This is a genomic window from Amycolatopsis sp. 2-15 (assembly GCF_030285625.1).
Classification (GTDB): domain Bacteria; phylum Actinomycetota; class Actinomycetes; order Mycobacteriales; family Pseudonocardiaceae; genus Amycolatopsis; species Amycolatopsis carbonis.
This window is the reverse complement of the sequence record NZ_CP127294.1, coordinates 1,691,662-1,709,273: the sequence shown is the minus strand read 5'-3', so window position 1 is coordinate 1,709,273 and position 17,612 is coordinate 1,691,662. Positions and strand designations below refer to the sequence as shown.

Here is a 17,612-nt window from a genome sequence, read left to right as displayed (position 1 = left end):
GAAGGGACGTCCCCGTGGCTGGAGACACCGTCATCACGGTGATCGGAAACCTGACCTCCGACCCGGAACTGCGTTTCACCCCGTCCGGCGCGGCGGTCGCGAACTTCACGGTCGCGTCCACCCCGCGCACCCTCGACCGGCAGTCCGGCGAGTGGAAGGACGGCGAGGCGCTGTTCCTGCGCTGCAACATCTGGCGCCAGGCGGCGGAGAACGTCGCCGAGTCGCTCACCCGCGGCGCCCGTGTGGTCGTGCAGGGCCGGCTCAAGCAGCGGTCCTTCGAGACCAAGGAAGGCGAGAAGCGCACCGTCGTCGAGCTCGAGGTCGACGAGATCGGGCCCTCGCTTCGGTACGCCACGGCGAAGGTCAACAAGGTCAGCCGCGGTGGCGGCGGCGGTGACTTCGGCGGCGGCGGTGGCGGTGGCAACCGCGGTGGCGGCGGTGGCGGCGGAATGCCGGCCGACGACCCGTGGGGCTCCGCTCCGCCCGCGGGCGGTGGCGGCGGCGGCGGTTTCGCCGACGAGCCCCCGTTCTGATCTCGCACTTTTACACCTCAAGATTTGAATCCAGGAGAAGACAGTGGCCAAGCCACCCATCCGTAAGCCCAAGAAGAAGGTCTGCGTTTTCTGCAAGGCCGAGAAGAAGGGCCGCCCGGAACTGATCGACTACAAGGACACCAACCTGCTGCGGAAGTACATCTCCGACCGCGGCAAGATCCGTGCCCGTCGCGTCACCGGCAACTGCAGCCAGCACCAGCGTGACATCGCCATCGCGGTGAAGAACTCGCGCGAGATGGCGCTGCTGCCCTACACCTCGACCGCTCGCTGAGGAGGCTCGTCATGGCGAAGATCATTCTCACCACCGACGTGGCGAACCTCGGTGGCCCCGGCGACATCGTCGAGGTCAAGGACGGTTACGCCCGCAACTACCTGCTGCCCCGCGGCTACGCGATCGTGGCCAGCAAGGGTGCCGAGAAGAACGTGCGCACCATTCAGCGCGCGCAGGAATCCCGGCGCATCCGCGACCTCGACCACGCCAAGGAAATCAAGGCGACCCTCGAGGGCCTCGGCGCCATCCAGCTGACGGGCAAGGCGGCGGAGGGCTCGAAGAAGCTCTTCGGCTCCATCACCGCCGGCGAGATCGTCGACGCGATCAAGGCCCAGGGCGGCCCGCTCCTCGACAAGCGCGTCCTGGACCTCCGCGACCACATCAAGACGGTCGGCAAGCACTCCGTCAACGCCCGCCTCCACCCCGATGTGAAGGTCGACGTCCGCCTCGAAGTCAAGGCGACTTCGGTCTGACGGTTTGTTTCTGTTGCTCCAGCAAAGCGCCCCCGGGTCTTCCCGGGGGCGCTTTGCGTTTGCGTGAACCCACCCGATCGGGCGAGCGACAAGATCGGTTCCGACCTGCGCACAAGGTCGTCTGAACCCGAGCGGGAACCAATGGCCGTGCGTTACCATCCAACCTGCTGATCTCGCCGTTTGGGGAGCGAGAAGTAGCCAAAGGGGGTCACGCCGATGTCCGAAGTTCCACCCACTCCGCCGATCAAGGTCGGCAGTTACGGAACCGGCGGCGGTTACCAGTTCAGCGAGGACGAGGTCGACAGCGTCATCAACCAGTGGCACGACCTACTCGTACACATGAAAACCGACCTCGACCACGCTCGGGCGATCGCGCAGGTGAAGGCGCCCGCGGACGAGTTCGCCAGTGGCGACTTCATCAACGGCGGCGCGAATCCGTCGGGGCAGACACTGCTGGACCAGCACCAGCGCATGCACGACTACGTAAACAACTTCATCACTGCCTTGAAGGCGGCGAAAAACAAGATCACCGTCGCGGAGCAGGAAGCGCGCGACAACATCAAGACTGGAGTCTGAGCCCCGCATGATCTCCCGCACCGTTCGCATCGCCGCCGGAACCGTCGCTGCGCTGGCCGCTCTCACGGCGTGCAGCGGTGAGAGCGGCGGCGGTACCAGCCCCTCGTCCTCGGCACCGGCGAGCAGTCCGGCAGCGGGGTCGGGTCCGAAGGTGCCGGCGGCGCTGCCCACCGACGCATTGCTGAGCGACCCGTGCAGTGTGTTGACGGCAGACGGGGCCACCCAGGTCGGACTGGCTTTGCCGGGCAAGAAGGACACCAGCAGCAGCCAGCTCACCGGGTGCATGTGGGAGTCGACCCGCAGTGATCAGAACTCTGTTGCGGTCTACCCGTTGCCGCAGAACAAGGGCGGCATCAGCGATATCTACGACCAGAAGGCCCAGGACGTCTACTTCGAGCCGGTGTCGATCGACGGTTACCCCGGGGTGTTCGCCGACGTCCAGGACGGCCGCCCCTCCGGCACCTGCACGCTCTGGGTCGGTGTCACCGACCAGCTCGCGGTGTCCGTGATCCCGTCGATCGGCGTTGGCGACAACAAGAACAACCCGTGCGGAATCGCGCAGAAGTTCGCGACCGCCATGGTCGGACACCTCAAGGGTGCGGCGTGACCGAGCACCCGAACACCTCAGAAGGAGTGGCTCATCATGGGGAATGACGCCAACACCATGGGCAAAGAACTCAAGGGGATGGCGATCGGCGCCGGCTACGGCGCCGCGATCGGTTCCGTCGTTCCCGGTGTCGGCACCGCGGTGGGCGCCGGCGTCGGCGCCATCGCCGGTGGTCTGGTGGGCCTGTTCAGCGGTGGTCCCGAGGCACAGCAGCAGTCGGCGGACCTGGGTGGCCGCTCGATCGACGCGTACTCGATCTACCAGAAGATCCACGCCGGTGACCCCTCCTCGCTCGAGAACGGCGCGAAGGCCGCCGGCGCGCTCAAGGAGGTGCACAGCGGCCGGGTCACCGACATCGACAACCTGAACAAGAAGATGGACACCGCCTGGCAGGGTGCCAGCGCGATGGCCGCCCAGGCCGGTGCGCACCCGCTTGGCATCTGGCTGCAGGACTCGGCCGGCAACCTCGGTAAGAGCGACATGTACCTGGGCAACCAGGTCGACTGCTTTCACACCGTCAAGTCGAAGGTCCAGGACATCCCGAAGGACCCGCCGTCGGCCGGGTTCCTCGACGGGATCAACCCGATGAGCGACAAAGACGACGAGATCAACCAGTACAACGACAATTCGAAGTCGAACGTCCAGGCCTACACCGCCTACTTCAACGCCTCGAGCAGCAACGCCCAGCAGCTGCCGCAGTACAGCGCTTGGCAGGGGAACAACCTGTCGAACGGCGGTGGCGGCAACAACTTCGGTGGTGGTGGCGGAGGCGGCAACTTCGGTGGCGGTGGCGGCGTCGGCGGCGGTGGTGGGGGCGGCAGCTTCAACCCGGCCGACATGCCGAAGTTCGACGCCAAGCCGCCGTCGGTGAATCCGACCGGGACGGACCAGTTCAACGACCCGAACGGGCCCAATGGGCCCAATGGGCCCAATGGGCCAGGCCACACCAACCTGCCGACGTACACCCCGCCGGGGTCGGACTCGACCACGGCGCAGGGCTTCACGCCGTCGTCGTTCGACTCGAGCGGTTTCGGGCCGGGCGGTGCCGGCGGGTTCGGGCCCGGCGGTGCCGGCGGCTTCGGCCCGGGCGGCAGCGGCGGCGGTTTCGGCGGCGGCGGCGCCGGTTCGGGTGCTGTCGCAGGCTTCGGGCCGGGTGCGTTCGGCGGCGGGGCCTTCGGCTCCGGCGGTGTCGGCTCGGGTGCCGCGGAAGGCCTCGGCGGTGCCGGAGCCGGTGGTGCTCGCGGCGGCGCGATGGGTGGCGGCATGGGCGCGGCCGGCAAGGCCGGGACGTCGGGCATGGGCGGGATGGGTGCCGGCGGCGCCAAGGGCGGCAAGGGTCAGGAAGACGAGGAACACCAGACGAAGTACCTCGTCGAAGAGGATGCCAACGACCTCTTCGGCACCGACGAGCTGACCGCGCCACCCGTGATCGGTGAATGAGGCCCAACGACGTGATCACTCTCGACCAACCGACGAAGTTCACCGTCCCGACGCTGTTCACCCTGATCAGGCGCCGGGGCGGTGAGCCGCATCAGACCATCGCGGACATGGCGACCTTCTACGACCCGACGGCCGAACGCCGGATCGACGAGGACGTCAACGCGGTGCTCACCGACCTCGGGCTGATGGGGCCGCGCGGCATGGACCGCGACCTGCTGGCGCTCATCGAGTCGATCTGCCACCCGCAGATCGAGTACTACGGGTGGTTCGACGGGCAGTTCGAAGACGGCAGCCCCTCGAACTACGCCGTGCTGGTCGGGAGCGGGAACGGCGGCGGCTTCGCGCTGCTCCGAGTCGTCGGAGAGCAGACGGTCACCGTGGTGCGGCAGCGGCCGGACCTGCTGCTTCCGACGTTCCTGGACCTCATGCCCGCAGGCCAGGGTGCGTCCGGGCAGCCGCTGGTCACCAGCAAGAGCGAATTCGAAAGCGGGCACGCCGCGGGGTCCGAGGACGTGTCGCAGCGTTCGATCATGCAGACGGGGCCCGGGCGGAACGAGGCGCTCGCGCCGCTGAAGGAGATTCAGCGGATCCTCAAGGCGCCGCGGACCGGGGCGGGGTCGTTGTACGTCGCGACGCGGCCGAACGGGGGGCGGCGCCGGCGGATTCCGAAGCCGATCAACTTCGTGGACACCGCCGAGGGGCGCTGGCTGATGGAGGAGCGGCCCGGCCGGGACGACTCCCTCATCGTGTTCACGCCGGGCACGCCGAAGGCGATCGGGGATCGGTTGCGGACCGCGCAGAGCGCGCTGGGCTGACCCGTTAGAGCGCTACTCCGGGTGGGGTTTCGTGTGCGGCACGTTCAGGTGGCCGCCAGGTGAACCCCACCCGGTTTGCGTGGTGGCCGGTCTACCCGCGTGAACAAGATCAGCTATGACGCGACGACATCAACCAGACTTGGAGCCCAAGTCCCAGCAGCGCAGCCGATGGCGCAGCCGGACCCACGGTGCCCGCGCCCACTCAGGACTTGGTCAGCGACCCGTGCTCGGTGCTCAACGCCGCCGAAGCAGCTCAAGTCGGCCTCGCCTACCCCGGTGAGCAGGTCACCCAGACCCTGGTCAGCTGCAACTGGACGTCGTCCGGCAGCAATCAAAACTTTGTTCACGACACCCCGCTCCCGCAGAACAGCGGCGGAATCAGCGACGTCTACGCACAGAAGTCCAACCAGGCGTACTTCGAACCGACCGATGTCGACGGCTACCCGGCGGTCTACGCCGACGCACAGGACGGACGCAAGTCCGGCAGTGCACCCTCTGGGCGGGAGTCACCAACCAACTAGCCGTCTCGATCATCCCGCAGATCAGCACCGGCAAGAACGTGGACGATCCGTGCGGAGTCGCAAAGACATTCGCGACCGCCATGGGCGGGCACCTCAAGGACGTCGCATGAGCAAGCAGGCCACGTCGACGGACTGAACAAGCAGCCGGATCCCGCCCCGCAAACTGACCCGTTAGAGCGCTACTCCGGGTGGGGTTTCGAGTGCGGCACGTTCAGGTGGCCGCCAGGTGAACCCCACTCAGTTTTCGTGGTGCGGGCGGCCTACCAGCGCGTTCTCACTCAGCGGTTACTCAGAGCACCGAAACGCCGGTGTGCGACCGGCGTGGCCACTCGTTCAGCCCACCGTGTCACGCCTCTACGCTCCGTAGCATTCATCCACAGGCAGGTGTGCACGCGTCCGGACGACACGCCGAAGGACGCGCCGAGCGCGACACGCCGGACGAGTTTCGACAAAGTTCTCCACAGTCTCTACACAGGCCTTGACCTGGGGATTTCGTGAAGGTGATCAGGACTGTCCCCAACTTGTCCACAGCCTGGCGGCTACCTGTGACTGGTTACCTCCAGTCGTCCACAAGTTATCCACAGGACGGTCAACACCCGGAATTGCGCTCGTCCGTCCGGGGGATCTAGCGTGCCCTCTCGGCCAGCACTCACGGTGGCGCCCGGCGTGGCAAGTCATCGGTGAGGGGGACGCCGGTCCATCATCAAGGAGGGCCCGGCGGTTGGGCTGGGAAAGTCGGAGAGGATCCGGCATACTCGAACAGGTGTTCGCACGAGGAGGGCTCGCGCGGCACCGTTCGACACAGGACGTGACGAGTGGCAGGGGATGACCGCGGCTTTGCCCGCCGGTCGAGGAGGTGTCCGGGGCGGTGGCGCTGACCGACGACCGCGGTCCGATGTACGACGCGGACTCCGACCCGGGGCCGAGTGACCCGGGTTCGGGCGGGTTCGACCGGCAGCCGCCGCAAGACATGGCGGCGGAGCAGTCGGTGCTGGGCGGCATGCTGCTGTCGAAGGACGCGATCGCCGACGTGATCGAGGCGCTCGGGCCCGGCGACTTCTACCGGCCCGCGCACCAGGCCGTGTACGACTGCATCCTCGACCTCTACGGCCGCGGCGAGCCCGCCGACCCGATCACGGTGTCGGCGGAGCTGGAGCGCCGCGGCGAGCTCGGCCGCGTCGGCGGGGCGCCGTACCTGCACACGCTGATCGCGACCGTCCCCACCGCGGCCAACGCCGGCTACTACGCCGAGATCGTCGCCGAGAAGGCGGTGCTGCGCCGGCTCGTGGAGGCGGGCACGCGCATCGTGCAGTACGGCTACGGCGCGGCGGCCGCCGACGGCGCGAACATCGACGAGGTCGTCGACCGCGCGCAGGCCGCGATCTACGACGTCACCGAGCGCCGCACCAGCGAGGACTACGTCGCGCTCGAAGACCTCCTGCAGCCGACCATGGACGAGATCGACGCGATCGCGTCGCGCGGCGGGCAGTCGCAGGGCATCCCGACCGGGTTCGCCGACTTCGATGAGCTCACCAATGGCCTGCACCCAGGCCAGATGATCATCGTCGCCGCCCGTCCCGGTGTCGGTAAGTCGACGCTGGGCCTGGACTTCGTGCGGTCAGCCTCGATCCGCCACGGCCTGACCAGCGTCATCTTCTCGCTGGAAATGAGCCGCACCGAGATCGTGATGCGCATGCTCTCGGCCGAGGCCAAGATCCGCCTCGCCGACATGCGCGGTGGCAAGATGTCCGACGACGACTGGACCCGCCTGGCCCGCCGCATGAGCGAGGTCTCGGAGGCGCCGCTGTTCGTCGACGACTCGCCGAACATGACGATGATGGAGATCCGCGCCAAGGCCCGCCGGCTCAAGCAGCGCCACGACCTCAAGCTCGTGGTCGTCGACTACCTCCAGCTGATGACGTCGGGCAAGCGCGTCGAGTCCCGGCAGCAGGAAGTCTCGGAGTTCTCGCGGCAGCTCAAGCTGCTCGCGAAGGAGATCGAAGTGCCGGTCATCGCGATCTCCCAGCTCAACCGTGGTCCGGAACAGCGAACCGACAAGAAGCCGATGCTGTCCGACCTCCGTGAGTCCGGCTCCCTAGAACAGGACGCCGACATCGTCATCCTCATCAACCGCCCCGACGCCTGGGAACGCGACGACCCCCGTGCCGGCGAAGCCGACCTCATCCTCGCGAAGCACCGCGCCGGCCCGACGAGCACGATCGTCGTCGCGCACCAGCTGCACTACAGCCGCTTCGCCGACCTCGCGCACGACTAGCACGACTAGCTGGGGCGCCAGGCGGCCATCGCGGTGTACTCGGCCCGCAGGACAGGCGGCAGCGTCGCCGCGGCGGCAGCCTGTTCGGACGCGGGCAGGAAGGTGAACATCTCCACGAAGCCGACCGCGATCGCGTTCTCGAGCCCCGGGTCGGACTTGAGCTGGGCGTCCAGCACGGCCGCGACGGCGCCGGCCTGCGCGAACTGATCAGGGTCGGCGTCGCGGCGGCGCCAGGCAGCGAGATACCAGACGCCGAGGGTGTCGAAGTACATGATCGGCAGTAGTTCGCCGTGGTCGGAGAGATGTTCGGTCATCAAGGCCGCCGCGTGCGGTGCCGCGGCGGCGGCAGCCTGAGCCACGCGGATCTGCGCTGGAGACGCGAAAGATTCGACGTCGCCCCGGTCAGGGTCGTCCATGTCGATCACCCTGCCATCGGGACGCTGGGCGGTCAGCGGCAAAGGGCCTCGTAGTTCGTGATGAAACTCGTCAACAGGCGGGCGAACGTCGCACGGTCCTCCGCGCTCCACGGGGACATCGCCTCCGCGAAGACAGTGCGGCGGAACGTGTGCAGCGCGTCCAGCCGGGCCCGGCCGGCCGAGGTCAGGACCAGGACGGTACGACGGCCGTCGGACTGGTCGGCTTCCCGCTGCAGGTCACCCTGGTCGACGGCGCGGGCGACGAGACGGCTGGCGCGCGGCTGATCGACGCCGAGCGCCGTGGCCAGCGACGTGACGGTGGCCGGGTCACCCCGGTCCGCGAAGTCCTCGACGACGTCGAGCAGTTCAATCACCGGGTCGAGCGCGTGCTGGCCACGATCACGGGCGATGCGAGTGAGGGCACGGCGCTGCTGGCTCCGGCGGATGGCGATCATGGCTCGCTCGACGTCGGCCACCGGGTCCGGCATGGGCGTCCTCTCATGGAAATACATGTACATTTACATGCAGTTGCTCTTCGACATAGGGAGTATCCATGAAACCCATCGGCCACTGGCTCCGGCACAACCACGAGTTGCTCGAAAAGGCCCTCGACCAGCCACTCGGCACCTACCACCTCACCCGCCGGCAGTGGCAGGTGCTCAACTCGGTCGCACAAGGCGCGCGCACCACAGAACAAGTCGACGAAACGCTGAAACCCTTTGTCGCTTAAGAAGGCAGCATGGCCCGGCACCTCGACGAGCTGTACCACCGCGGCCGGCTCACCCCGGACCACCGGCTCACCGCCGAAGGCCGGCAAGTCCACCAAGGGATCTAGGCCGAGGTCCGAGCGTTGCGCGCCCGAGCCACGACCGGCATCGACGAGCTGGACTACCTCATCACCGTCCGCACCCTCGAGCGAATGGCTGAAAACCTCACCTGACGAAATATCGCCGGGCCCCCCAGCGTCACGTACTCTGGTAGTTGAAGTTTCAAACACTTGGAGGCACGCATGGCCCGCACCCCGGTTCTCTACCTCAGCCACGGTGCGCCGCCGCTCACGGACGACGCGCGGTGGACGCGGCAGCTCGCCGGCTGGTCCGCGGACCTGCCGAAGCCCCAGGCCATCCTCGTCGTCTCGGCGCACTGGGAAGAGGCCCCGCTGACGCTCGCGGCGACCGAGACCGTCCCCCTCGTCTACGACTTCTGGGGCTTCCCCGACCGCTTCTACCAGGTGAAATACGCCGCACCTGGCGCACCCGCGCTGGCCGCGAAGGTCCGCAAGCTGCTGAGCTCAACCACGCCGGTGCACGACGCGCCGGACCGCGGTCTCGACCACGGCGCGTACGTGCCGCTCGTCGAGATGTACCCCGACGCCGATATCCCCGTGCTGCAGGTCTCGATGCCGTCGCTCGACCCGCAGGTGCTGTTCGACCTCGGCCGCAAGCTCGCGCCGCTGCGCGACGAAGGCGTGCTGATCATCGGCAGCGGTTTCTTCACCCACAACCTCAGCGCCATGCGCGAGACCGACGGCACCGACGGCACGCCGCCGCGGTGGTCCACCGAGTTCGACCACTGGGGCGACGAGGTCATCAGCCGAGGCGACGTCGACGCACTGCTCGACTTCCAGCACAAGGCCCCGGCCGCCGCCGTCGCGCACCCGCGCATCGAGCACTTCGCGCCGCTGTTCGTCACGCTCGGCGCGAGCGAAACGACCGGCCGCACCGTGATCGACGGGTTCTGGCACGGCCTCGCGAAGCGTTCGCTCGAATTTTCCTGACACACAAAGAAAACGGGCCCGGAAGCTGGCTGCTTCCGGGCCCGTTTCGGGTTAGCTACATGCTCACTTCTTGAAGAAGCCGGTCACCTTCGCGGCCAGCTGCTGGATCATCGCCAGGGGCGAGGAGTCCATGCCCGACAGCGCCGGGACCTGAGCCACGGGCAGCGCCGGGACGGCGGGCAGCGTCGGCAGAGCCGGCAGACCCGCGGTCGGCAGCGCCGGGACACCCGACGTCGGCAGCGTGGCGGGCACGCCCGGCAGAGCCGGCAGCGCCGTCACGGCGGGGAGCTGCTGCAGCGTCGGCAGGTTCGCCTTCACCGGGAGCTGAGCGGGCAGCGCCGGCAGAGCCGGAGCGTCGGCGCGCTCGCCACCGAAGGGCAGACCCGGCAGGTGCACGCCGCTGCCCAGACCCGACACGGTCGGCAGGGAGGTGGCGCCCTTGAGCTGGCCCAGCTCGTTCAGGCCCGAGAGCCCGCTGACCGGCAGGTCGGCGCGCTCGGCACCCGGCAGCATCGCCATGGCGGGCAGACCCGGCAGCGCACCGGCGTCCGGCAGGGCGGGCAGACCCGGCAGCGCGGGCAGACCCGGCGTGGCGCCGGAGGTCGGGAGCGACGCCAGAGCCGGCAGCGCCGGCAGCTGAGCGGCGCCCAGCTCGTTGCCGAGCGGGGTGTCGATCGACGGCTCGGACACGACGGTGTTGTCGGTGCCCTCCGCGGTCGCGGTGCCCAGCAGCTCCAGCGGGACGCCGAAGACCGGGACGTTGACCGGCAGGTGGTGGTAGAAGTTGTAGCCCGAGAGCGCACTTCCGTCACCGTCGGTGGTGGGGGTCCCACCGTTGGTCGCGGTGATGTTGTTGTCACCGGTCGCGTGGGCGACACCGGCCGCGGAAACGGCGTTGGTCACCACGTGCGGCACCGCGCTGACGGGGATGTCGAGGATGTTGCCCGAAACCGAGCCCTCGAGACCCGACGTGGTGTCGTCACCGGCAGCGGTCACGTCCTGCGTGTTCATGCTGTCGGCGGAGGACACGCCCGCTGCGGACACCGAGTCCGCCACGACCGGGACGGCCGCCAGCGGGTCGGCACCGATGACGTTGCCCGCCACCGCACCGGCGTCGCCGTTGGTCTGCGAGTCGCCACCCGCGGTCGACGCGACGTCGTTCGAACCGGCCGCGTGGCCCAGCGCCGCACCCGCGACACCGACGCCCGACGGGTTCACCGCACCGCCGACCGGCGCCTTGATGATGTTGCCGGCGAGGCCGCCGCCCTGACCGTCGGTGCTGGCGTGGCCGCCCGCGGTCGAGTCGGTCAGGTTGTCGGCCTGCGCGGTGCCGATGCCGGCCACCGCGCCGCCGATCCCGTGGCCCTGGACGGGCAGCGAGACCGGAGCTTCGATGATGTTGCCCGCGCCCGCACCCTTGGTGCCGGTCGCGTGCGTGTCCCAGCCGGCACCCGAGGTGGTGTCGCCGGAGGCGTTGCCGTGGCCCTGGCCCACGAACGCGCCGCCGATGCCGAAGACCTGCACCGGAGCCGACACCGGGACGGTGCCGAGGTTCGAGCTGAGGAAGCCGTTGTCGTCGGCGGTGTTGCCGCCGCCGCCGCCCTGGACGACCTTGGTCTCGTGCGCGTCGGCCGAGCCCTGGCCGATGAACGAGCCACCCACGCCGAAGACCTCGGCGGGCACGCCCACCGGGACCTGGACGACGTTGCCCGAGCCCGAGGAGTCGTTGCCCTGGCTGCCGTCGTAGCCACCGGCCGTGACGGTCTTGGTCTCGTTCGACGTGCCGGAGGCGTTGCCGATGTGGCTGCCACCGATGCCGTGCACCTCGGGAGCGCCCGCCACCTGGCTGTTGACGACGTTGCCGCCCAGCACGGTGTCGTTGCCACGGGTGTAGCTGCCGTCGCCCGCGTTGGCGTCGGTGGTGTTGTCACACGCGGCGTGCGCGTTGCCGATGTAGGTGCCGCCGACGCCGCACGCCTCGACGGGCAGGGCCACGGCCGGGTCGACCACGTTGCCCGCGCCCGCGGCCTGCTGGCCCGAGGTCTTGACGAAGCCGCCGGAGTCGACGGTGCTCGAGTGCGAGCTGCCGACCGAACGCTCGGGCGACATGCCCGTCGTCGCGTTGCCGATCCACGAACCCGCCACGCTCGCGACGTTCGCGATCGGGCTGAGCTGCGCCGCCGCGGCGTTGCCGCCGAGGAACGACTGGTCACCGTCGGTCTCGAGGTAGGTCGGGGTGCCGGCCAGGCTGCCCGGCCGCTCGTCGCCGGCCTTCGCGTCGGCCGAGGAGGAGGACGTCGCGTCGGCGTCCGAGCCCCACACGCCACCGGCGTTGCCGTTGAACTTCACCGGCAGGGCGATGGGCGCGCCCACCACGTTGCCGGTGCCGGCGCCGCCCTTGCCGTCGGTCAGCGCGGAGCCGCCCGAGGTCGCCGAGGTGTCGGCGGTGTACTGGCTGTAGCCGTTGCCCAGGATCCAGGACGCGGCGTTGCCGGTCACCTGCACCGGGGTGGCGAACTGGCCGGCGACGACGTTGCCGGACAGGCCGGAGCCCTTGCCGGTGGTGTCGATGTTGCCGGTCTCGGTGGTGCTCTGGCTGGCCGAGCCGCCGTGCACCGCGCCGGACCCGCCCGCGAGGCCGACGCCGTTGCCGGCCAGCTGCACGGGGAGCGCCCAGTCGAGGGCGACGACGTTGCCCGCGAGCCCGGAGTTCTTGCCGGAGGTCGCGATGTCCTGGTTGTGCGAGTAGGTCTGCTCGTGCGACTTGCCGTCGACGTTCGCGTCACCCAGCACACCGACGGCGTTGTCGACGATCTGGATCGGCACGACGAGGTCGCCGGAGACCTTGTTGCCCTTGAGGGCGTCGTGGGTCGGCGTCAGCTGCCGCGGCGCGTCGGCCTTCGGCAGGCTGTCCGTCAGGTTGCTCGCCGCACCGCCGGGGGCCTTCGCCGAAGCGAGCGCGTCCTTCACAGCGGAGGTGACGGGCTTGGTGCTGACCTCACCCTGGTAACCAGGGACGTCCACCTGACCCAGCGGGGTGCCGATGGCGTTGTTGTCGACGTCGACCGGAACGGTGACGTTGAGGTCGAGCGGGGAGGCCGGGGTGTCAGGGTTGACGTTTTCGTCGGCCGAGGCGATGCCGGTGCCCAGCATCAACAACCCACCCGTGACCAACGCGGTCTGGAGTCCGCGCTTTGCCCAGGTCTGCATGGGGTTTTTCTCCTTCATTTCGGGTTCCCTTGCGGGCTTGTGGAGGTGCGCTTTTCGCCGTGATCAATTGAGGGAAAGCGCACCAGAGGGGTGGTGCGGTGCGAGCGCGGAAAAGGGGCGCATCGCGAGAAAACCCGCGGGGTTCAGTCGGTGACGCGAAGCAGGCACGACAAAGGTGCTCTGGCTTCAGGGCGCGTCAACGACCCCGCGGGTGAGGTGAATCAGTCAGGAGTGACGCCGGGCTGGTGGCCCGGGCTGAGCGGCGTGTGCCGCACACCGGCGCGGGTCGAACCCGCCACGGCGTTGTCGACGGCAGCGGTGACCCAGGAGGGGACACCGAAGTTGAGGCCGTCGAGGTGACCACCGGGGGCGGTGTTGTTGCCGCCGCCGGGGACAGTCGGGATGGAGGGGGGCGCCATCGGAAGCTGCGCCGGGGAGAACGGGTCGGGCAGGTTGCGGTGGTCGCCACGCGAAGGCGTGTCGACGCTGTCGCCTGCTGCCGCGAAGTCCTCGTGTGCGGAGCGGGAGAAGATCGCCCGCAGCGCGTCGGAGGTGGAAACCGCTGCGGCGCCGAGGTTCTGCGCCGTGTCACCGGTGGTGCCGGTGGCGGCCGAGACGGGAGCGGCCGGCTCGACGGGCGAGCCCGGGAGCTCGGGGAGGTCGACCAGCGACCCCGTGTGGCGCGGGTCGAGCAGGTCCCACACCTTGCGGCCGAAGTCCTGCGCCTCGGGCGACGGGGCCGTGGCCTCGTCGATCACGCGGCGGGTGTCCTCGGGCTTGCGGGCGATGTGCTCGAGCGCGCCGAGCGTGCGCGCCGCGGGGTGCAGCACGGCGTCTTCACCGAGGTCGGTCACGGCGTCGCTGACGCGCCCGGACACCTCGTGGTCGGCCGTGGTGCGCACCTGGTCGCGGTGCGGGCCACCGATGTGATCGCGCGGGTCGAGCGAGCAGATCGGCCGGTCATGGCCCGGCTCGGACCACGTGGTGGCGTCCTGCTCGCACGCGGAGACGTTCTGCACGGCGCCCGCGGCGGTACCGGCGACGTTGCCGGCGAACTCCGAGACACCGCGCGTGACGTCGCCGAGGTTGGTCACGGTCGCGTCGGTGACCGGCGTGACACTCGCGTTGACGTCGCCGGCCTGGATCGTGTCGGCCGAGGCGGCGGAGGAGGAGACGGCCCACGCGGCGGCGGTCGCGGCGACCGCGCCACCGAGGACGAACAGCGCACGCGACGCGAGACGGCCGACGCGCATCGCGCCCCGCCCCTCGTTCGCCGCGTTCGTCACTCGTGCTTCTCCTCAACTCAAAACGTCTGGCTCGGGAAAGACTTTCGGGGTTTCGATGTTCCCGCCGGCTTTCGCGGAATCGCGGAAATGCGTTCCTCATCGCCGGGTGTGGAACCGAGAGAACCAGGACTCACACCCGTTACGCATCCTTGACACGACTTGATGCCACCATCGTGTGAACGACACAGAGTGTGGTCTGATCTCACTTTCGGTGATCATCACTGGCGGAGCGGGGTTACTCCGCAGTCGGCTGTCAAGCGCCACTTCGGGCGAACCACCGGACGCGCCGCCGCCCGCGGCCCCGCGATTCGCCCGGAATGACAGGGCGGACCGATACGGTGAGACCCGTGAGCCACCCAGCACGCGGACGGCGCGAGCAACCGTTCCTCCCCGAGACAAACGACGTCACGGGCCTTGTCCCGCGCGGGCTCCGGGTGGCCGCGGCCCTGAGCTGGCGGTTCATCGTCGTGATCGCTGCGCTGTACGCAGTGATCTGGCTGATGGGCTACCTGTCGGCGGTGGTCATCCCGGTCTCGATCGCGCTGCTGCTTTCGGCGCTGCTCGCGCCCGCCGTCGAGAAACTCGTGCACATCCGGTTCCCGCGCGGGCTCGCCACGGCGATCGTGCTGATCGCCGGGCTGGCGGTGCTGGGCGGGCTGCTCACGTTCGTGATCACGCAGTTCTCCAGTGGCCTGCCGCAGCTGCAGCAGCAGCTGAACAACAGCCTCACCCAGATCAAGAACTGGCTCACCGACGGGCCGATTCACCTGCGCCAGGAGCAGATCCAAGACTTCCTGAGCAACGCGATCGGCTTCATCCAGAACAACCAGGCCTCGCTCACGAACACCGCGCTGACCACGGCGGGCACCGTCGGCGAGATCCTCACCGGCTTCGTGCTCACGCTGTTCGTCACGATCTTCTTCCTGGCCGGTGGTAACCAGATCTGGTCGTTCCTGGTGCGCGGCGTCCCCACGCGCGTGCGCAAACGCGTGGACGTGGCCGGGCGCCGCGGTTTCGCATCGCTCGTCAGCTACATCCGCGCGACGGCCGCCGTGGCCGTGGTCGACGCCGTGGGCATCGGCATCGGGCTGTGGATCGTCGGTGTGCCACTGGTGATCCCGCTGGCGACGCTGGTGTTCCTCGGCGCGTTCATCCCGATCATCGGTGCGGTGATCGCGGGCAGCGTCGCGGTACTGATCGCGTTGGTGACCAAGGGTTTCATCGGCGCGGTGATCGTGCTGGCGATCGTGATCGGCGTGATGCAGCTGGAAAGCCACGTGCTGCAGCCGCTGCTGCTCGGGCGCGCCGTGCGGCTGCACCCGCTGGCCGTGGTGCTCGCGATCGCCACCGGGCTGGTCGCCGCGGGCATCGCCGGCGCGCTGCTGGCCGTGCCGCTGCTGGCCGTGCTCAACGCGGGCATCCGGTCGCTGCTGCACGAGCACGACCCCGATCCCGAGAGCGTCGACGTGCTCCACGACCAAGCGGCGCAACCCAACGACGCCGAGCCGGGCTCCGACGAAGCCGAAGTGCCGACTCGGGGCGACGACGAGGAGAAGTGAGCACGCCGGCCACCCGCGACCCGGCAACGCCGCTGTGGCGCGGGGTCGTGCTGCTGCGTGTGGTCACGTGGGCGTTCGCGCTCGGCGTGGTGATCGTCCACCGCAGTGAGTTCCAGCGTGCGTGGCTGGCGTGGGCCGTCGTCGGCGCGATGGGCGGCTGGACGCTGGTGTCGGGCCTCGCCTACCTGCGTGAAGGCGGCCGGTGGCGGTGGCTGGTGGTGCTCGACGTCGTGCTGACGACGGGGCTGATGTTGTTGTCGCCCTTCATCTTGTCGCCGACGCAGTACGCCGAGGCCGCGCCGCTGATCACCACGGTGTGGGCCGCGGTGGGACCGATCGCGGCGGCGACGCGCTTCGGCGCGGGCGGCGGGGTGCTGGCGGGACTCGTGGTCGCCATCGGCACCGGCATCGCGCGCGAACGACTGGACCTCGACGTCTTCCGTGACGGCGTGCTGCTTTGCGCGAGCAGTGTGCTGATCGGCATGGCGGCCACCACGGCACGGCGTTCGGCGGAGGCGCTCGCGTTGGCGTTGCGCACGGAAGCCGCGACGGCCGAACGGGAACGGCTCGCGCGCTCGATCCACGACAGCGTGCTTCAGGTCCTCGCGCGCGTGCGCCGGCGTGGCATGAAGGTCGGCGGCGAGGCGGCCGACCTGGCGCGGCTGGCGGGTGAGCAGGAGATCGCGTTGCGCGCCTTGGTGACCACCGAGCCGTCGTGGGCGGTGGCGAGCAACGGGACCGCGGACCTGCGTTCGGCGTTGCAGCTGCTCGCCACGCCTTCGGTTCAGGTCGCGACGCCCGCGGGCACGGTCGACCTGCCGGCGCACGTGACTTCGGAACTGGTGGCCGTCACGCGCGAGGCACTGTCCAATGTGGAGAAGCACGCGGGTCCCGATGCCCGCGCGTGGGTGCTGCTGGAGGACCTGGGCGGCGAGATCGTGGTGAGCATTCGCGACGACGGCCCGGGCATTCCCGAAGGCCGGCTGGCGCGCGCGGAGGCCGACGGGCACCTGGGTGTGGTGGAGTCCATCCGGGGCCGGGTGCGTGATCTCGGCGGCACCGCCGCCCTGGACAGCGCTCCGGGCCGCGGCACGGAGTGGGAGGTGCGCGTGCCGAACACGCCGGTCCCGAACAAGAGCGGGCCGAACAAAGCCCTGCCGAACAAGACGAGGGGCAGACGATGACGATTTCCGTGATGGTGGTCGACGACCACCCCATCTGGCGCGACGGCGTCGCCCGTGACCTGGGCGAAAACGGCTTCGACGTGCGCGCCACGGCGCCCGACGCCCCCGCCGCCGTGCGGATCGCGCGCACGGTCCGCCCGGACGTCGTCCTCATGGACCTCAACCTCGACGGCACCTCCGGCGTCGACGCGACGCGCGAGATCACCACCGAGCTGCCGGACACGCGCGTGCTGGTGCTGTCGGCTTCCGGCGAGCACTCCGACGTGCTCGAGGCGGTGAAGGCCGGCGCCTCGGGTTACCTCGTGAAGTCGGCGTCCGTGGCGGAGCTCGTGGACGCCGTCCGCCGCACGGCCGAGGGCGATCCCGTCTTCACGGCAGGTCTCGCCGGTCTGGTGCTGGGGGAGTACCGGCGGATGGCCGACGCGCCTGCGTCCGCGGAGCCGGCGCCGCCGCGGTTGACCGAACGCGAGACGGACGTGCTCCGGCTGGTCGCGAAGGGGCTGACCGCGCGCCAGATCGCGGAACGGCTGGTCCTTTCGCACCGGACGGTGGAGAACCACGTGCAGTCGACGCTGCGGAAGCTGCAGCTGCACAACCGCGTGGAGCTGGCGCGGTACGCGATCGAACACGGCCTCGACGAGGACTGAT

18 protein-coding genes are annotated in these 17,612 nt (G+C 69.5%); 14 read left to right on the top strand and 4 right to left on the bottom strand.

Annotation, left to right across the window (positions count from 1 at the left end):
- Positions 1-14: 14 nt before the first annotated feature.
- The 9 genes from QRX50_RS08460 to dnaB all read left to right on the top strand — a co-directional run bounded on the left by QRX50_RS08460 (position 15) and on the right by dnaB (position 7,532).
- Positions 15-533: a single-stranded DNA-binding protein gene (locus QRX50_RS08460; protein WP_285971400.1), complete on the top strand. Its 519-nt coding sequence runs from the start codon at positions 15-17 to the stop codon at positions 531-533.
- Between the two features lie 43 nt (positions 534-576).
- On the top strand, positions 577-825 hold the full coding sequence (rpsR, locus tag QRX50_RS08455; protein WP_003098744.1) for a 30S ribosomal protein S18: 249 nt from the start codon (positions 577-579) through the stop codon (positions 823-825).
- Between the two features lie 11 nt (positions 826-836).
- A complete protein-coding gene (rplI, locus tag QRX50_RS08450) occupies positions 837-1,298 on the top strand; it encodes a 50S ribosomal protein L9 (protein ID WP_220245348.1) in 462 nt (153 codons plus the stop codon).
- Positions 1,299-1,514: 216 nt separating this feature from the next.
- The gene (locus tag QRX50_RS08445) at positions 1,515-1,874 is read left to right on the top strand and encodes a hypothetical protein (RefSeq protein ID WP_285971399.1); all 360 of its coding nucleotides are present in this window, start codon (positions 1,515-1,517) and stop codon (positions 1,872-1,874) included.
- Positions 1,875-1,881: 7 nt separating this feature from the next.
- Positions 1,882-2,481: a DUF3558 domain-containing protein gene (locus tag QRX50_RS08440; RefSeq protein ID WP_285971398.1), complete on the top strand. Its 600-nt coding sequence runs from the start codon at positions 1,882-1,884 to the stop codon at positions 2,479-2,481.
- A gap of 36 nt (positions 2,482-2,517) precedes the next feature.
- Positions 2,518-3,921, top strand: coding sequence for a hypothetical protein (locus tag QRX50_RS08435; RefSeq protein ID WP_285971397.1), 1,404 nt, complete (start codon positions 2,518-2,520; stop codon positions 3,919-3,921).
- Positions 3,922-3,932: 11 nt separating this feature from the next.
- The gene (locus QRX50_RS08430; RefSeq protein WP_285971396.1) at positions 3,933-4,736 is read left to right on the top strand and encodes an ESX secretion-associated protein EspG; all 804 of its coding nucleotides are present in this window, start codon (positions 3,933-3,935) and stop codon (positions 4,734-4,736) included.
- Positions 4,737-4,924: 188 nt separating this feature from the next.
- The gene (locus QRX50_RS08425; RefSeq protein ID WP_285971395.1) at positions 4,925-5,257 is read left to right on the top strand and encodes a DUF3558 family protein; all 333 of its coding nucleotides are present in this window, start codon (positions 4,925-4,927) and stop codon (positions 5,255-5,257) included.
- Between the two features lie 868 nt (positions 5,258-6,125).
- Entirely contained in the window at positions 6,126-7,532 is a 1,407-nt protein-coding gene (dnaB, locus tag QRX50_RS08420) for a replicative DNA helicase (RefSeq protein WP_285971394.1), read from the top strand.
- A 5-nt stretch (positions 7,533-7,537) separates the two neighbouring features.
- Here the strand turns inward: dnaB and QRX50_RS08415 are convergent, their stop codons facing one another.
- Both QRX50_RS08415 and QRX50_RS08410 read right to left on the bottom strand, forming a co-directional pair.
- Complete coding sequence (locus tag QRX50_RS08415; protein WP_285971393.1) at positions 7,538-7,948, bottom strand: hypothetical protein; 411 nt, start codon at positions 7,946-7,948, stop codon at positions 7,538-7,540.
- Between the two features lie 32 nt (positions 7,949-7,980).
- Positions 7,981-8,436, bottom strand: coding sequence for a MarR family winged helix-turn-helix transcriptional regulator (locus QRX50_RS08410; RefSeq protein WP_285971392.1), 456 nt, complete (start codon positions 8,434-8,436; stop codon positions 7,981-7,983).
- A 65-nt stretch (positions 8,437-8,501) separates the two neighbouring features.
- Between QRX50_RS08410 and QRX50_RS08405 the strand changes: the two genes are divergently transcribed.
- Together QRX50_RS08405 and QRX50_RS08400 are read left to right on the top strand one after the other, a co-directional pair.
- Positions 8,502-8,678, top strand: coding sequence for a hypothetical protein (locus QRX50_RS08405; protein ID WP_285971391.1), 177 nt, complete (start codon positions 8,502-8,504; stop codon positions 8,676-8,678).
- A gap of 279 nt (positions 8,679-8,957) precedes the next feature.
- Positions 8,958-9,725: a dioxygenase family protein gene (locus QRX50_RS08400; RefSeq protein WP_285971390.1), complete on the top strand. Its 768-nt coding sequence runs from the start codon at positions 8,958-8,960 to the stop codon at positions 9,723-9,725.
- Positions 9,726-9,788: 63 nt separating this feature from the next.
- Here the strand turns inward: QRX50_RS08400 and QRX50_RS08395 are convergent, their stop codons facing one another.
- Together QRX50_RS08395 and QRX50_RS08390 are read right to left on the bottom strand one after the other, a co-directional pair.
- Complete coding sequence (locus QRX50_RS08395; RefSeq protein ID WP_285971389.1) at positions 9,789-12,935, bottom strand: PE-PGRS family protein; 3,147 nt, start codon at positions 12,933-12,935, stop codon at positions 9,789-9,791.
- Positions 12,936-13,156: 221 nt separating this feature from the next.
- Positions 13,157-14,221, bottom strand: coding sequence for a hypothetical protein (locus QRX50_RS08390; RefSeq protein WP_285971388.1), 1,065 nt, complete (start codon positions 14,219-14,221; stop codon positions 13,157-13,159).
- A gap of 317 nt (positions 14,222-14,538) precedes the next feature.
- Here QRX50_RS08390 and QRX50_RS08385 point away from each other — a divergent pair, with 317 nt between their 5' ends.
- From QRX50_RS08385 to QRX50_RS08375, 3 genes are read left to right on the top strand one after another with little or no spacing between them, the layout of a single operon-like run.
- Positions 14,539-15,780, top strand: coding sequence for an AI-2E family transporter (locus tag QRX50_RS08385; RefSeq protein ID WP_434533249.1), 1,242 nt, complete (start codon positions 14,539-14,541; stop codon positions 15,778-15,780).
- Positions 15,777-16,964, top strand: a complete 1,188-nt coding sequence (gene macS, locus QRX50_RS08380; RefSeq protein WP_285971386.1) for a MacS family sensor histidine kinase — start codon at positions 15,777-15,779, stop codon at positions 16,962-16,964. The genes QRX50_RS08385 and macS overlap by 4 nt, the downstream gene beginning before the upstream one ends.
- Positions 16,961-17,611 carry a response regulator gene (locus QRX50_RS08375; protein ID WP_285971385.1) on the top strand — a complete coding sequence of 217 codons (651 nt, stop codon included), beginning with the start codon at positions 16,961-16,963 and terminating at the stop codon, positions 17,609-17,611. Before macS ends, QRX50_RS08375 begins: the two co-directional genes overlap by 4 nt.
- Position 17,612 lies beyond the last annotated feature (1 nt).

What these genes read in the sequence shown, in the direction of transcription:
- rplI (WP_220245348.1), top strand. Translation starts at nt 837, where the DNA reads ATGGCGAAGATCATTCTCACCACCGACGTGGCGAACCTCGGTGGCCCC.
- QRX50_RS08445 (WP_285971399.1), top strand. Translation starts at nt 1,515, where the DNA reads ATGTCCGAAGTTCCACCCACTCCGCCGATCAAGGTCGGCAGTTACGGA.
- QRX50_RS08440 (WP_285971398.1), top strand. Translation starts at nt 1,882, where the DNA reads ATGATCTCCCGCACCGTTCGCATCGCCGCCGGAACCGTCGCTGCGCTG.
- QRX50_RS08435 (WP_285971397.1), top strand. Translation starts at nt 2,518, where the DNA reads ATGGGGAATGACGCCAACACCATGGGCAAAGAACTCAAGGGGATGGCG.
- QRX50_RS08415 (WP_285971393.1), bottom strand. Translation starts at nt 7,948, where the DNA reads ATGGACGACCCTGACCGGGGCGACGTCGAATCTTTCGCGTCTCCAGCG.
- QRX50_RS08410 (WP_285971392.1), bottom strand. Translation starts at nt 8,436, where the DNA reads ATGCCGGACCCGGTGGCCGACGTCGAGCGAGCCATGATCGCCATCCGC.
- QRX50_RS08405 (WP_285971391.1), top strand. Translation starts at nt 8,502, where the DNA reads ATGAAACCCATCGGCCACTGGCTCCGGCACAACCACGAGTTGCTCGAA.
- QRX50_RS08400 (WP_285971390.1), top strand. Translation starts at nt 8,958, where the DNA reads ATGGCCCGCACCCCGGTTCTCTACCTCAGCCACGGTGCGCCGCCGCTC.
- QRX50_RS08395 (WP_285971389.1), bottom strand. Translation starts at nt 12,935, where the DNA reads ATGCAGACCTGGGCAAAGCGCGGACTCCAGACCGCGTTGGTCACGGGT.
- QRX50_RS08385 (WP_434533249.1), top strand. Translation starts at nt 14,539, where the DNA reads ATGACAGGGCGGACCGATACGGTGAGACCCGTGAGCCACCCAGCACGC.
- QRX50_RS08375 (WP_285971385.1), top strand. Translation starts at nt 16,961, where the DNA reads ATGACGATTTCCGTGATGGTGGTCGACGACCACCCCATCTGGCGCGAC.